12 protein-coding genes are annotated in these 15,445 nt (G+C 37.1%); 7 read left to right on the plus strand and 5 right to left on the minus strand.

What is annotated here, in order from left to right; all coding sequences use genetic code 11:
- Window positions 1–55 precede the first annotated feature (55 nt).
- Window positions 56–529 carry a DUF3347 domain-containing protein gene (locus HHL20_RS07380; protein WP_169230509.1) on the plus strand — a complete coding sequence of 158 codons (474 nt, stop codon included), beginning with the start codon at window positions 56–58 and terminating at the stop codon, window positions 527–529.
- A gap of 70 nt (window positions 530–599) precedes the next feature.
- On the opposite strand, the gene HHL20_RS07385 is transcribed toward HHL20_RS07380, so the two are convergent.
- The 4 genes from HHL20_RS07385 to HHL20_RS07400 all read right to left on the minus strand — a co-directional run bounded on the left by HHL20_RS07385 (window position 600) and on the right by HHL20_RS07400 (window position 4,728).
- Window positions 600–1,718 (minus strand): FAD-dependent monooxygenase, encoded by a 1,119-nt coding sequence (locus HHL20_RS07385; RefSeq protein ID WP_169230510.1) that lies wholly within the window; start codon window positions 1,716–1,718, stop codon window positions 600–602.
- Complete coding sequence (locus HHL20_RS07390) at window positions 1,718–2,308, minus strand: hypothetical protein (RefSeq protein WP_169230511.1); 591 nt, start codon at window positions 2,306–2,308, stop codon at window positions 1,718–1,720. The genes HHL20_RS07385 and HHL20_RS07390 overlap by 1 nt, the downstream gene beginning before the upstream one ends.
- 92 nt (window positions 2,309–2,400) lie before the next feature.
- Window positions 2,401–3,267: a sigma-70 family RNA polymerase sigma factor gene (locus HHL20_RS07395; RefSeq protein WP_002979276.1), complete on the minus strand. Its 867-nt coding sequence runs from the start codon at window positions 3,265–3,267 to the stop codon at window positions 2,401–2,403.
- Between the two features lie 669 nt (window positions 3,268–3,936).
- Window positions 3,937–4,728, minus strand: coding sequence for a S1/P1 nuclease (locus HHL20_RS07400; RefSeq protein WP_169230512.1), 792 nt, complete (start codon window positions 4,726–4,728; stop codon window positions 3,937–3,939).
- 300 nt (window positions 4,729–5,028) lie between these two features.
- Between HHL20_RS07400 and HHL20_RS07405 the strand changes: the two genes are divergently transcribed.
- The 4 genes from HHL20_RS07405 (at window position 5,029) to HHL20_RS07420 (ending at window position 9,564) form a co-directional block, all read left to right on the plus strand.
- Entirely contained in the window at window positions 5,029–5,970 is a 942-nt protein-coding gene (locus HHL20_RS07405) for a type VI secretion system baseplate subunit TssG (protein ID WP_169230513.1), read from the plus strand.
- Between the two features lie 55 nt (window positions 5,971–6,025).
- The gene (locus HHL20_RS07410) at window positions 6,026–6,940 is read left to right on the plus strand and encodes a TssN family type VI secretion system protein (protein ID WP_169230514.1); all 915 of its coding nucleotides are present in this window, start codon (window positions 6,026–6,028) and stop codon (window positions 6,938–6,940) included.
- 11 nt (window positions 6,941–6,951) lie between these two features.
- On the plus strand, window positions 6,952–8,091 hold the full coding sequence (locus HHL20_RS07415) for a hypothetical protein (RefSeq protein ID WP_169230515.1): 1,140 nt from the start codon (window positions 6,952–6,954) through the stop codon (window positions 8,089–8,091).
- A gap of 297 nt (window positions 8,092–8,388) precedes the next feature.
- Window positions 8,389–9,564, plus strand: a complete 1,176-nt coding sequence (locus tag HHL20_RS07420; RefSeq protein WP_169230516.1) for an aminotransferase class V-fold PLP-dependent enzyme — start codon at window positions 8,389–8,391, stop codon at window positions 9,562–9,564.
- A gap of 110 nt (window positions 9,565–9,674) precedes the next feature.
- Here the strand turns inward: HHL20_RS07420 and uvrA are convergent, their stop codons facing one another.
- Window positions 9,675–12,467: an excinuclease ABC subunit UvrA gene (uvrA, locus tag HHL20_RS07425; RefSeq protein WP_169230517.1), complete on the minus strand. Its 2,793-nt coding sequence runs from the start codon at window positions 12,465–12,467 to the stop codon at window positions 9,675–9,677.
- 354 nt (window positions 12,468–12,821) lie between these two features.
- Between uvrA and HHL20_RS07430 the strand changes: the two genes are divergently transcribed.
- Window positions 12,822–14,633 (plus strand): TonB-dependent receptor plug domain-containing protein, encoded by a 1,812-nt coding sequence (locus HHL20_RS07430; RefSeq protein ID WP_169230518.1) that lies wholly within the window; start codon window positions 12,822–12,824, stop codon window positions 14,631–14,633.
- A gap of 73 nt (window positions 14,634–14,706) precedes the next feature.
- Entirely contained in the window at window positions 14,707–15,429 is a 723-nt protein-coding gene (locus tag HHL20_RS07435; RefSeq protein ID WP_169230519.1) for a DUF2490 domain-containing protein, read from the plus strand.
- Window positions 15,430–15,445 lie beyond the last annotated feature (16 nt).

Genomic DNA, 15,445 nt, shown 5'->3' on the forward strand with positions numbered 1-15,445 from the left:
TAACAACGATACCACATATCTTTTTATATTTGCTGGTAGTTATCAATTAAAAACAATGAAAAAATATATCATTACGGCCGCATTATCTGTATTCTCAATACTTTCGGTTTCAGCACAGGCTAAGAAAAACACACAAGTTTCACTGCTTTACCAGGATTACATTGCAATTAAATCTGCCTTAGCTTCAGATGATGCCGAAAAAGCTTCAAAAGCAGCGTCTCAGTTCATTAAATCATCTTCAGATGTTAAGGGCAATATTATTTCCGAAAAAGAATTAACCACAATCAAAGAAGACGCAAAAACCATTGCAGCTTCTAAGAATATCGCGGCACAAAGAAAGTCTTTCCACAGGTTGTCTGATCATATGATAGCAGTGGCAAAAGAATTTAAAGTATCTCAAAATCCGGTGTACGTTCAGTATTGTCCGATGGCTGAAGCAAGCTGGCTGAGTGATGAATCTAAGATCATCAATCCGTATTACGGGAAATCGATGTTGTCTTGTGGGAATGTGAAGTCTACGATTAAATAGTAAAGAATTTTTATGGTTGCACAGATTCAGATTCGTCTGAAATCTGTGCAATTTATCTAATTGTAAAAGTTTATAACTCAAGGTGCATTACCTTATCAACAAGTCTGTTATTGAAAACTTCCGGCACCATCTTCATGATTAAGTTTCTGATGGCAGTAGCATTTTCCCACTGCGAAAACTTACCGAGTGTCCAGCTGGTATTCACCACATAATCCACTTTCTTTCTTCTTACTTTTTGAAATTCTTTAAACACTTTATTAAGGTCGTTGTTTTTACTATATAATTTCCCGATAATGTAGGCATCTTCGATGGCTTGGCAGGCACCCTGTCCCAGATTCGGAGTAGTAGCATGAGCGGCATCACCAATGAGACATAGATTTTGAGTATACCATTTCGGGATCGGAGAGAGATCAATTATATCATTAAGTATAATATTTTCCGGTATAGTATTTTTGATAATATCAAGTATCATTGGACAGAAATCTTCAAAATTTTCCTCGATACTGTGATAACGCTTGTATATCTTTTTATTGACAACCGCATACCAGTAAATTTTATTTCCAGACATTTTTACGAAGCCAAATCTTTTTCCTTTACCCCACGCCTCAATAGCTTCCTTATTATATTTTTCAGGAAGATCATAATTAGTCAATCCACGCCAGCAAATTTGCCCGGTATCCCTTATTTTTCCCGTTCTAAAAATATAATTTCTAATCCTTGAATGTATTCCGTCTGCACCAAACACGTAATTGCTTTCTATTTCATTTCCGTTGTTAAAGCTGAGAATATAATTTTCTTTTTTGTAGATTTTTGTGAGTGCGTGGTTTAATTTAATATTTTCGGAACCGGCATTTCCAGCAAGAATCTTCTGCAGATCAGCACGATGAATTGCTATATTGCAGGAATTATATTTCTTCTCCAGAGCAAGAAGGTTAGTAGTTGAAATATTGTTGAGCATAGGGTCGGTAACAGAGACCGCATGAATTTTATTTCCTGCCTGTTCGATCTGTTCCTTCAATCCTAACATATCAAAAACCTGCATGGCATTAATAGCCATCATAATTCCTGAACCTACAGGCTTTATTTCCGGAGCGGATTCGTAAACCGTAAAATCCAGACCATTTTTTTTCAGTATGTTTGCCAATGTTAGCCCTCCGATTCCGGCACCGACAATTGAAATGGAGTTCATTACTTTAAATTTTTCAGTTTATTCAACACATTTTTTTGTTTCCTGATAAAATTTTCAAGACTGTCTGTCTCCAAAGGATGTGCACTTTGATATTTTTCTATTTCTCCTAAAGTCTTTCTGATTTTAAAGACATCGTACCAACTATAGATTTCAAAATAGTTTTGATTAATTTCTCTTTTCAATTGAGCAAGTTTCTTTATTTTGACAAAATAGTTGTCTTGACTATTTCTTATAAGATTCAGGATTTCTTTTTTAGTTACAGAATCTCGAATCGATTCAGTCCTGGATTCAGCGCTTTTGTAATAATCTCCAGAATTACTGAGCACATCATTATAAATTTCAGCCACAAGACGCTTATCATTTTGAATGGAAGAAATTTCGGCATCCATATTCTGCAGATCCTGACGATTCTTAATATACTCAGCATAAATTCCGTCTAAGATATCCTGGCTTTTACTTAATCTTTTGATTGGGAAATTGGACTCTGCATTTTTTGCCGCTTGCTCCACAGTTTGAGTTTCGTCAGATTTTTCGTTTGAGCATGAAACAATAAAAAATATAAAAGCGGAGGTTATCAGGTTTCTGATCATGGTATGTTTGTTATAATAATAATTCTAAAGCAAGGAATAAAAAAAAAACGGAGCCTGAAAATCAAGCTCCGCTGCTATTTTTAACTTAAAAATTATTTACCCAGGTAAGATTTTAAGATCTTGCTTCTGGTGTTGTGTTTCAATCTCTTGATCGCTTTTTCTTTAATCTGGCGCACTCTCTCTCTCGTAAGATCAAAAGTTTCACCGATTTCCTCTAAAGTCATTGGATGTTTTCCGTTCAGACCGAAGTATAATCTTACAAGATCAGCCTCTCTTGGAGTAAGGGTATTCAATGCTCTTTCGATCTCAATCTGTAGAGATTCAAGCATCAGATCTTTATCAGGACTTGGTGATTCACCTGAACGTAATACATCATAAAGATTGGAATCTTCCCCTTCTACCAAAGGTGCATCCATAGACAAATGTCTTCCGGAATTTTTCATTGATTCCTTAATATCTTCCTCGCTCATATCAAGAACTTCTGCCAATTCCTCCGGTGAAGGTGGTCTCTCGTTTTCCTGTTCAAGGTGAGCGTAAGCTTTATTGATCTTGTTGATAGATCCGATTTTGTTCAATGGTAATCTTACAATTCTCGACTGTTCTGCCAAAGCCTGTAAGATCGACTGACGGATCCACCAAACTGCGTAAGAGATAAATTTGAAACCTCTAGTCTCATCGTACCTTTTTGCCGCTTTCATAAGTCCTAAGTTACCTTCATTGATCAAATCCGGTAAAGAAAGACCCTGATTTTGGTATTGTTTAGACACCGATACTACGAAACGAAGGTTAGCCTTGATTAATTTTTCCAGCGCGGCTCTGTCGCCGGCACGGATTCTTTGTGCTAATTCTACTTCTTCGTCCGCAGTAATCAATTCAACTTTACCAATTTCCTGCAAATACTTGTCTAATGAAGCAGTTTCCCTATTGGTTACCTGCTTAGTGATTTTTAATTGTCTCATCTATTTTTTCCTCGAAAAAGAGTTTCTATAATATTATACGTTTGAAGTAAACAAAAGGTTACAAATATTTCAATTAATTTTTGTTGAATTAAATTACATCTGGAAAAATAATTGTAAATTACGCGTTCTGCACTCTCTAAGGCGATTTTAATTCCAGCATTACTTAGATATATTATCAAAAAATTTCAATCTTTTTAAGTCTTAATTGAGTTGAGTCTTTATTGTTAGAAGCTTCTTCCCGCTTTCCGCACTCGCTATTTTTATTGGTTTCAGCGCGGCGGCTTTGCCGCCGCGCTGAAACCAATAAAAATGAGCTCAAACAAAGCTCCAATCGGGGCTAGGAAAGAAGGTCAAAATATTCCACTAGATATGATAAAAGAATTCACTATTCAATTGTTCAGTAATTTACTTTATCAAACCACCCCGTCAAAAATTCTTGCAGAATTTCCGCCACCCCTCCAAAGGAGGGGAATTTTTATGATGCCGATAAAATATCCACAATATTTGTCATCCTGAAAGGATCTAAACCAAGCTTTAAAAAATATGGTGAGATGTTTCCAGCATAAACTACACATAACAGATAAAAAAAAGCGAAACCGAAGTTCCGCTCATATCATCTTAAAAAATAGTAAATTGACCATTCACTATCTATTCACTTTAAGTTCATCGTTAAAAAAGATCATTCAGCCATTTTGCAAGTCTTAATCCTCCGTATAAAAGCTGTCTTTCCATCGTATTATTAAATTTATACTGGTAATCGTAAGAAAGTTTAGCATCATTTGGGGTCTGTGCATAAATGGTATTGGCAATTTTATGTGAATCATACAGCCAGTCTTCAAGCGCTCCTTTCTGGATTTCTTTTACTTCCTCATCAGATTTAATGTCTAATAACGCTGCATACTCGGTATAGCTGTATTTTTGGGAATCTACCAGTTTTCCGTCCCAAACAGAATGCAAATTGGTCTTATCGCCAAAATAAGTAACATTAATTTTATTTCCTCCCAGATCTTCAGCTCTTCCTACGTGTAAAGGCTGAGCAAGATCACCCATAATATGGATAAGGAAAATCAAAGCTATTTTTCTGTCTTTTTCAGAGGTTTTTTCATCTTTAATCTGACTGGAAAGTACATTTACCTGAGTATACAAACTCGGCCCGGCCTGTCCTTTCAGTTTCTGTCCAAAAATTTTGAAATCAGTTTGTGGATCAATGTTCACATAATGCCATGCTGATGCCTGCTTCCATGCTCCTGTTGTATCAGATTTAATAAAATCCGGCCAGTTTGCCCAGTACGCAAGACGTTCCCTCCCCATTATTTTTTTAATTTCCTTCCTCGCTTTCCCGGAAAGGTGATTTTCAGCAATTTCAGCAATAATTCTGTGCCCCGTTAATCCCCATGCATACGAATAAAGCGAAGTTGCCATGAATGCCAAAATCAGCATCTTAGAATAAATACTTTTCATTGTAAATAACATTTTCAGGCTGCAAAGATACAGTTAATTTTAAGGTTAAGATCAAGGTTGAAAGAAGGTTTGGGAAATTTAATCAAATCTTAATTTCAATTAAGTTAAGGCTAAGATTTATTTGTGACGCTAACTATTCATCTAATTTAATCTTGATCTTACATCAGTCTCAACCTTATTTTTTACTGTTTGTTCTTTTACTCATAATTATTTACTATTTTAGAATAAAATTAATCAACAATTATTTTTTCAATAATTTGAGATATACTAATTTTATAAGCCAAAATCACAGCGTACACTATGTATGATAACAATATTGTAGAGATGCATTACAATAAACTGCAGACAGATTTCAAAGCGGAAGCTGTGGCAGTAAACCTCTTGAAATATCACAGAGCAGTAAGCAATATATTCATCCAGCGGATCGGCATTAACGACCGTGCGTATCTTAAAGACATTAAAAGCATTACAAGCGATTATCTCGGCTTCGATGAAGAAGTTTTCATCATTGAAACCTACAGGGAAGGTATTTACGACTATCTTCCGGAAGGTCTTTTCCATCCGCCGTCACTGGGCGCAACACGGAAAAACGTGGAAAGTGTCGTAAAAGAAATCCGCAAACAGAAAAGGGTAGAAGAAGACGCGAGAAAGTTTTTCAGGCCTTTTGAACTGGAGGTTTTCTTTACTGAAATCAGTGCCCTGCTGAAAGAGTTCGATTTTGAAATTGCCAGTGATACCGATGCTCTGCTGAAAACGATAAGTGAACTCTGGCCGCTCATCAAAATGATGGATAAGCAGAATGCGTATATATTTATCTATATTCTACCGTTTTTTCACCAGATCCGCGGTGATAAAGCATGGTTTGAAAAATGCATGACTGCTTTTCTGCAGATTCCCGTGCAAGTAACTTTTGCACCGAATATTATTGATGGAGTCGAAGAGGAAGATGACTCTATGTTGTTAGGGAATTCCCGCCTCGGCGTCACCTATATTCCAAGCGGAAAACATATGGACGGACAGCGAAATTGGGTAGTAAATATCGGTCCGATTCCTTATACTGAAATGGAAAAATATATCGAGGGCAGTCCTTTCCGCAAAGTACTTAATGCAATGTACGATTACTTCCTTCCGGTAAGTGTGGATATAGAAGAAAATTTTATCACCGAAAAAGAGGAATTTTCATTTGCTTTGGAGAACGATGAAAGAAATTCAAACAGGCTCGGATACTCTACATTCCTCTGAAAATTTTTAACTATATTTACTAAACCAATTAAAAATATTAATTCGAAAAAGACACATGGAAATTTCTTCAGTAAAGGGAATCTTTTTAAGGTATATTCTTATGCCCTTATTTGCGGTTATTATGATGGTAATCCTCGGAATTATCAGAAGAAATAAGCCTGCGATAAAGATCAAGACCATTATTATTTACGTTCTGCTTTGCAGTTTATGTCTTGCCATTCCGGGAATCTTTGGATTTGCGGGGAATCTTTTCAATCCGTATTGGTATCTCATCGCGCAGGTCATTTATCTCGTTCTGGGAATAATTCATGTCAATCTTTCAGACAGATATTTCAAGAAACATTTTAGTTCTTTAACGAAAAGTATTTTGTTTGAATCTATCTTATCCATTACCTGTATTGGCTTTGGCGGATACTTGTTCTATCTTATCTTTAACTGGATGAGCCGTGGAACAGGTTATCCAATAATGGCAGCTACAAGTATATTAACATTCCTTGTTCCGTTGGTTTTCCACTATTGCTATGTTCAGCTGATCAGTATTCCGGTTGATATTTACAAGACCTGGCGCTATTCTCCGGATCAAAAACTTCCGGATTTTGAAGGAGCGGATTTTGACAGACTAATGGTCTTAAATGTTGAGTTAAGCAAAAATCTTGAAGATGCCAACAGGTTCAGGATTAAAGCTAAGACACTTCCTACAGGAATTACTTTCGGCGACTGGTTTTACAGGGTAGTTGATGATTACAACCACAAAAATCCGAATTCTGTGATTCATTTATCAGATCAGGAACGCGAACCATATTATTGGATTTTTTATACTAAAAAGTCATTCTTCAGCTTTAGAAAATATATTGATTTTGATCAGGACATCACAGAAAACAGAATCTCTGAAAATGATGTGGTGATCTGTAAAAGAGTCATCCAGCATGAAGAAGAAGGAATACGAAGAACACAATCTCACACCATCTAAAAATATTGAATATGATACAGCCTATTAAGCATTTTGCCATCAATTGGGTTGACGGGATGAAGGTTTCCCAGAGACATCTTAATGATCAGGATAATTTTTTAATCGATACCATCAGAGATTCCAGTTCACTGGGGATCACCGCATATAATTACGGGCTTTTGCCTATCTCCAACGAATTTACAGACCGCACTATTTTTGATGTCCACAATACGGCCACGAATGATGTACAATTGGTCATTAAGCGTTGCAGTGCAGTAACACTTGCCGGTTACAGGATAGAGCTGACTGACCGAAGAGTAAGTGTAAAGTCTCTTGCAAAGCTGATGAATGAAGAACAGGCAGATGGCGATTATTATATTTTAATTTCGGTAAATCCTTTTGATAAAGTGCCTTTTGGGGATATTGATCCTGAAGAAATTCCGCCTCGCCATCCGAATACACAGCCAAATCATCATATTGAGCTGCTTCCCGTAACATCGCTGAACAGCAGCTATTCGGGAGGAAATTACCTTATCATCGGTAAGGTTGACCTCAAAGGGAATATTGCCCAGGTAGATTCTAATTTTATACCGCCATGTACTTCGGTTCAAAGTCATCCGGCACTGCTCGATTATTACAATACTTTTGCAAAGTCTATCGGAAATCTTCAGCAATATGCCTTTAAAATCATTCAGAAAGCATCTCATAAAAACCAGAATACCGCTTTGGCGCAGAATGTTAAGTTTTTATGCAATACCATGATTAATACGTTTGGAGATATGTATTTCCAGTTCCGGAATATCACACCGTATCAGCCACCGGTATTCTTGATTGAATCGTTTGCAAAATTAGCACTTCGCTTGTACAATGCGACCCAGATTTTAGTACCTGCAGAATTGGAAGAAATGCTTAATTACAGCTTAGAATGGAGCGAAATTGCGCCTCATACATTGCTGAACCAGCTTTCTATTGTAGCAGAAACCAATTACGATCATCACAACTGCGGCGAACCGCTATTATACATTCAGCAGATGCTCAGAAGTCTTGAAATCATATTCTCGAAATTGAGTGAGCTGGATTATATCGGACAGAGAAAAGAAAACATCATCGTTAACGAACAGGAAGTCTCCAACAATAACAATCCGAAGAGGGGCTGGAGCGTTTTAGATTAAATTACAAAATATTTTAAATATTGATCCCGAAATTTTTTATTCGGGATTTTTTATATATAAAAACTTGTTTCAAATTTCATTTAACCAAAAAGACCAAAAGACTATTTTAAGTGCTTATTAGATAAACGATGTTCCCAAAGAGAAAAATCAGAGATTTTTAAAAACTATTGTCTTCTTTATTCTCCATATTAATTACCTTTAAATATTAAAAAGTATATACATCTTTTGCGGTTAAACTTAAATCAGCTAACAATTAAACAAAATTACGATCAACTAAGATTAAAATCATTTTTACAAATGAATATAGATAGAATAAGACAAGAAACTCGCGGACTTTCAGACGGAAAAATTTTTCTCAATAATGCAGGATCGTCTCTGATGCCATCAATAGTGGTGGATTCAATGAAAGAATATCTTGAACTGGAAGAACAGATAGGAGGATATGAAACGGCAAACAGAAAAGCAGATATTCTGGAAAAATTCTATGATGAAGCAGCAAAATTGATTAACGCAAAACCTTCCAATATTGCTTTTGCAACCAGCGCTACGGAGGCTTACGCCAAGGCTTTATCCAGCATTATGTTTAAAGAAGGCGATGTTATTATTACAACCGCAGACGATTATATTTCCAATCAGATTACTTTTATCTCGCTGCAAAAGAAATTAAAATTAAAAGTTCTACGAACTAAAAACCTGCCTGACAATGAACTGGATCTCGAAGATTTGGAAAAATTAATTAAAGAATACAATCCCAAATTAATCGCGGTAACCCATATTCCTACAAATTCGGGCTTGATCCAGAATGTGGAAGATGTCGGAAGACTCTGTAAACAATATGATATTCTGTATCTCGTTGATGCTTGCCAGTCGGTCGGTCAGCTTGCTGTAGATGTTGAAAAAATAGGCTGTGATTTTTTATCGGCTACGGGAAGAAAATTCATGCGGGGACCAAGAGGAACCGGGTTTTTATATGCTTCGGATAAAATTTTAGAACAGAATTATGCACCGCTTCTCTTAGATATGAGAGGAGCAGACTGGACTGAATTTAATGATTATGAATTATTTAAAACCGCAAAAAGATTTGAAAGCTGGGAAATTTCCTACGCTTCTTTAATGGGCTTTACTCATGCTTTGCAATATGCCAATATTATTGGTTTACCTGCCATAGAGCATTATAATAAAGGCCTGTCCGAAAGATTAAGAGAAAACCTAAAAAACAATGGGTTTGATGTCTGGGATTGGGGTAAGAATCTAAGCAGCATTATCACTTTTTCCGGTCCGGACGGTGACTTGGAAAGGATTCAAAATATTCTGAAAGAAAACAATATATTCTTTTCAGTTACCCATAAAAACTCTGCATTGATAGATTTTACCAGGAAAAATATTAATGGGATTGTTCGTTTGTCGCCGCATTATTTTAATACGGTTGAAGAAATTAACAGGGTTTCGGATGTTTTAAAGAAAGCTTTGTAGAAAGGCTTCGACAGGCTCAGCCTTACAACGCTTAAGTATATCGTAAGCACTCACAATGTCATCCTGAACTTGTCGAAGGGCAAAAAAGAGAGCCTTTCGACTCTCTTTTTTTATTGTTCCAGCTTTTCTTTAATATATTTTGCTGTATGTGATTTTTTATTTTTGGCAAGATCTTCGGGTGTTCCCGTAAATACGACTTCGCCACCGTGTTTCCCTGCTTCCGGACCAATATCAATAATGTAATCCGCACATTTGATAATATCCGGCTGATGCTCAATAACAATCACCGAGTGGCCGAGATCAATCAGCGCCTGCAATGACTTCAGTAATTTCTGAATATCATGGAAATGCAGGCCGGTGGATGGTTCATCAAAAATAAATAACGTCTTGTCTGTCGTAACGCCTTTTACAAGAAACGAAGCCAGTTTTACACGCTGAGCTTCTCCGCCTGAAAGAGTAGAAGAGCTTTGTCCCAGCTGCAGATATCCCAATCCAACTTCCTGTAAAGGCTTTAGTTTGGTTACAATTTTTTCTTCGCGGTTATCTTTGAAAAATTCCAGTGCATCATCTACCGTCATGTGAAGAATATCTGAAATATTCTTTTCGTCATATCTTACTTCCAGAATTTCACTTTTAAAACGGGTTCCTTTACAAACTTCGCATTCCAGCTCTATATCTGCCATGAACTGCATCGATACATTGATGACACCTTCGCCTTTACACTCATCACATCTTCCGCCGTCAACGTTAAAAGAAAAATGCTTCGGTTTGTAGCCCATCATTTTGGCCACTTTCTGTTTGGCAAACAGATCTCTGATGTCATCATAAGCTTTAAGATAGGTCACCGGATTGGAACGTGAAGATTTCCCGATTGGGTTCTGGTCGATCAGCTCAATATGCTTGATGAGTTTTTTAGGAAAATCAACGGAGTCGTAATCTCCTTTTTTACCGCCCATTCCCAGCTGAATCTGGATATCATTGGTAAGAATTTCTTTCATTAAGGTAGACTTTCCACTTCCTGAAACCCCGGAAATAACCACAAGATTTTCCAGTGGGACATCTACATCAACATTTTTAAGATTATTCTGACGCGCTCCTTTGATTTGAATCCATTCTTTCGCTTTCCTGCGTTCTTTAGGAATTTCTATTTCCAGTCTTCCTGTAAGATATTTAGATGTTAAAGTATCAGCATCTTTAAGTTCTTTATAATCTCCTGCAAATACTAATTCTCCTCCAAGATATCCTGCTTCCGGACCTATATCGATAATATAATCAGCTGCTCTCATTACATCTTCATCATGCTCCACTACGATTACTGTATTTCCGAGATCACGAAGGTTTTTCAGAACGCCGATCAGGTTTTCCGTATCCCTGGAATGCAGTCCGATGGATGGCTCATCAAGAATATAGATTGACCCAACAAGAGAACTTCCCAGGCTTGTCGCCAGGTTAATCCTTTGGCTTTCACCACCAGAGAGTGTATTGGAAGTACGGTTGAGGGTTAAATATCCCAATCCCACCTTCAATAAAAACTCAATCCTTGTTGTGATTTCATATAACAGTCTTTTGGCAACCTCCTGATCATGCTCAGATAGTTTTAAATCTTTTATCAGTGGAAACAGTTCATCTAAAGGCAATTCGATCATCGATTGGATATTATGACCGTCGATCTTCACCCAGCTGGTCTCTTCACGCAGCCTCAGTCCTTCACAGGTAGGACATAATGTTTTTCCACGGTATCGGGAAAGCATTACCCTGTACTGTATCTTGTATAAATTTTCTTCAAGCATTTTGAAGAAATTATCAATGGATGGGAATGTACTTTTTCCGTCACCTTTCCAGAGGTATTTTTTCTGCTCTTTGGTAAGCTGATGATACGGTTTATGAATCGGGAAGTCTTTAGCCTTTTTAATAAAGTCTTTTTTCCATTCGCTCATGCTTTCACCTCGCCATGAAGCTACCGCATCTTCGAAGATGGAAAGCGCTTTATTGGGAACTACAAGATCTTCATCAATTCCGATTACTTTTCCGTACCCTTCACAGGTGGGGCAGGCTCCGTAAGGATTATTAAAGCTGAAAAAATGAACATTCGGTTCAAGGAATTCTATTTCGTCCAGCTCAAATTTGTTGGAAAATTCTTTTACTTTTCCGGTGTCGGTATTCTTCAGGTAACAATATCCGCGTCCTTCGTAGAAAGCCATCTGAATAGAATCTGCAAGCCGTTGCAGGAAGCTTTCATCTTCTTCGTACGAAAACCGGTCAATCACCAGATTGATTTCCATATTCTTTTCGGGAGTGAATCCGAAGCTTTCCAGATCTTCTATTCCGGCTACATTGCCGTTGATCTCAAGCCTTGTAAATCCGGCAAGCTTGAGAACATTTAGATTTTCCGCAAAATTATCCGCGTCATAATCCAGCGGAGCAGTTAACAGGAATGATGAATCTTTTTTGGATGCTTTAATAAAATCCACTACATCAGAAACCGAATCTTTTTTAACCTCTTCGCCGGAAACAGGGGAAAATGTTCTTCCGATTCTTGCAAAAAGCAGTTTCAGATAATCGTAAATTTCCGTTGAAGTTCCTACTGTGGACCGCGGGTTGGAAGAAATTACTTTCTGCTGGATGGCGATGGAAGGGGCAAGCCCTTTGATATCGTCAACTTTCGGTTTTTCCAGTTTACCTAAAAACTGTCGTGCGTAGGAGCTCAGACTCTCTACATATCTTCTCTGTCCTTCCGCATAAATGGTATCAAAAGCCAGTGAAGATTTTCCGCTTCCGGAAACTCCTGTAATGACAATCAGCTTATTTTTCGGGATAAGAACATCAATGTGTTTCAGATTGTTAAGATGTGCGTTCTTAACGAATATCTGTTTTTTAATATCTATATCTGTTGTTTTAGCCATAGTAAAATTAAGACTAACAAAATTACGAAATTCTGACGGATTTCTGACGGTTAATTGAATGCTAATTCCTTACTTACTTTTACATTGTATTTGTATGCATTTAACATAATTTTATTGAGAAATTATTGCATACTGTTCTAAAATTATTTAACATTGCAGGATAAAATGTAATTAGATATGAGAAAGTTCTTAAGAGATCTGATTACACATCTGATGAGAAAAAGATAACAACGATAATTCCCCGAAAATGCAGTTTTTTTAAAGCTGCATTTTTTTTATGACAACTATCATTTGTATGTCTTGACGAACTCCACTACTTTTGGCGTCACAAATAATTAACTATAATTCTGACATATGATACGAAGAGCAGGAAGTATTTTTTTTCTCGGAACTTTATTTTTCGCACAGGCACAGGAAAAGTCTACTGATATCGAGACTATTGAAATTCAGGGGAAGCTTTTTTCCACACCGTTTAAAAGTGCCAACCAGAATATCACCGTTATCACGAGGGAAGAAATTATCAATTCACCTGCAAAAAGTATTGATGAAATCTTGCAGCAGGTCACGGGAATGGATATCAGAAGGAGAGGCGCCAATGGAGTGCAGAGTGATATCGGTTTTCGGGGAAGCTCTTTTGAGCAGGTACTCTTACTTTTGAACGGAATCCGTATGAATGATTCCCAGACGGGGCATAATTCGATGAACCTTCCTGTGGATCTTGGCGACGTAGAAAGAATTGAAGTCATAAAAGGTCCGGCAGCCAGGCGTTTCGGGCAAAATGCATATGCCGGGGTTATTAATATCATTACCAAAATAGATCCGGGCAAAAGGGTAAAAGTAAACGTGGAAGGCGGTGATTATGAAACCTATGAACTGGGGTTCAACGCACAACTTGGAAATGAAAAATTTTCCAATTCTTTGCAGGCGAATTCTTCCGGATCACAGGGTTATATGTACAATACGGATTATGAAATCAGGAATGTTTTTTATCAAAGCAAGCTGAATATAAAAGACGGAAGCATCAGACTTCAGGCTGGTTTTTCTGAAAAGAAATTCGGGGCCAACGGATTCTATGCCTCAAAAGCCGCAACGGAACAATATGAAGAAACACAGGCTTCTGTGATAAGTCTTGCTCATCAGCAGACGTTTGGAAAATTAAAATTAAATTCAAATGTGTATTGGCGAAGAGGGCAGGATATGTATCTTTTTAACAGGCAAAAGCCTGAAATCTACCGCAACATGCATATCGGAAATAATGTTGGCGGAGAGGTTAATTCCAGCTATGATTGGGGATTAGGAACAACAGGAATCGGAGTTGAGCTGAGAAAAGAATTTCTGGCAAGCAATAATCTTGGTGAAAGAAACCGCTTTGTGTCTCAGGTATTTTTCGAGCATCATTTTTCTTTGCTGGACAAAAAACTTAATATCAGTCCGGGAATATCATGGGCCAATTATTCTAATGAAGGCAACTTTTTCTATCCGGGACTGGATGTAGGATACAGCTTTAACCAAAACAACAAGGTGTATGGAAATATTGCAAAAGTTCATCGTATTCCTACTTTCACCGATCTTTATTATACAAGCAAAACCGAGCAGGGAAATCCTGATCTTTTACCTGAAAATGCAGTCTATGCAGAAATCGGGTATCAGTTTCAGACCAAAAATATATTAGCCAAAATAAGCGGTTTTGTGAGAGATACGAATGATGCTATTGACTGGACAAAAATGAAACCGGAAGATCCGGTGTGGTACGCTCAAAATATCGGGCAGACAACCATAAAAGGAATTGAGACAGAATTTAACCACCGCCTGAAGGACTGGCTGAAATATACTGTCGGATACACTTATCTTGATAACAAGTTAAACAAACCTGCGGATTTTTCGACAAGATATCTTCTGGATAATTTAAAGCATCAGTTTATTGCCAAACTGGAAACACGCTTCCTGAAAAACTTCACCAATGAAATTGTCTACCGTTATAACGAAAGACTGAATAACGGCAGCTACAATCTTGTCGATGATAAATTAAGTTTTGTTAAAAAAGATTTTTCGGTGTATGTTCTTGTTAATAATTTAACAAATACTTCATATACAGAAACATTTGGGGTTCCAATGCCACAAAGGTGGTTTCATTTAGGATTATCTTATAATTTTAATATTAAATAATTGTTAACTATTGATGAATTAAAGTTAATATTAACAAATTGTTAATTAATTTACATTTGCAAAAATTTTTCAGATGAAATTCTCATTAGGATTAGGCTTGGGGCTATTTTTAAGTGTAACATTCTTCAAAGCACAGGAACATATTTCCAGCTTCAATGCACTGACCGTAACATATAAATTTCATCCGAAATTTTTTCTTTATGCTGAAGGACAGTCGAGAGGAATCCAGGAATATACATATCCGGATTATTATGAGATAAAGGGTGGATTGGGCTACAATCTTACCAAAAACCACAAACCTTTTATCGGATTGGGAAGATACGCCACTTATAAGGATAAGAAAATTAATAAAGAGGAATTCAGGGTATGGCTTCAGGACGTCATCGATTTTAAAAAAGGGATCGTGAAGTTCGAAAACAGATTACGAGCTGAAAAAAGCTGGTTTTATGAACCGCAGACTGATAAAAGCTCGGAGAGAATGCGTTACCGTTACCGTCTGAATGTAAGTGTTCCGCTGAATGCAAAAGAAGTGAAAAAAGGAACTGTTTTTGCCAATGTATACGATGAAATTTTCCTTGTAAGCCCGATGAAGCCTACTTTTGCCAGGAACAGGGTATATGGCGGTTTCGGCTATCAGATTGACGACTACTTCGGTGTTCTCGGAGGTTATTTATGGCAGAGGGAATTTGAAGCTTCGGGAAATAAAAATTTCCACTTCGTATACCTGGCTTTAAACATCAATATCGACGGGACGAAGCATCCTAAAAAGACATATGACTTCCCTGGTGCGGATTAAACTATTGCTTAATTTT

This window comes from Chryseobacterium cheonjiense (assembly GCF_012927265.1).
Classification (GTDB): domain Bacteria; phylum Bacteroidota; class Bacteroidia; order Flavobacteriales; family Weeksellaceae; genus Chryseobacterium; species Chryseobacterium cheonjiense.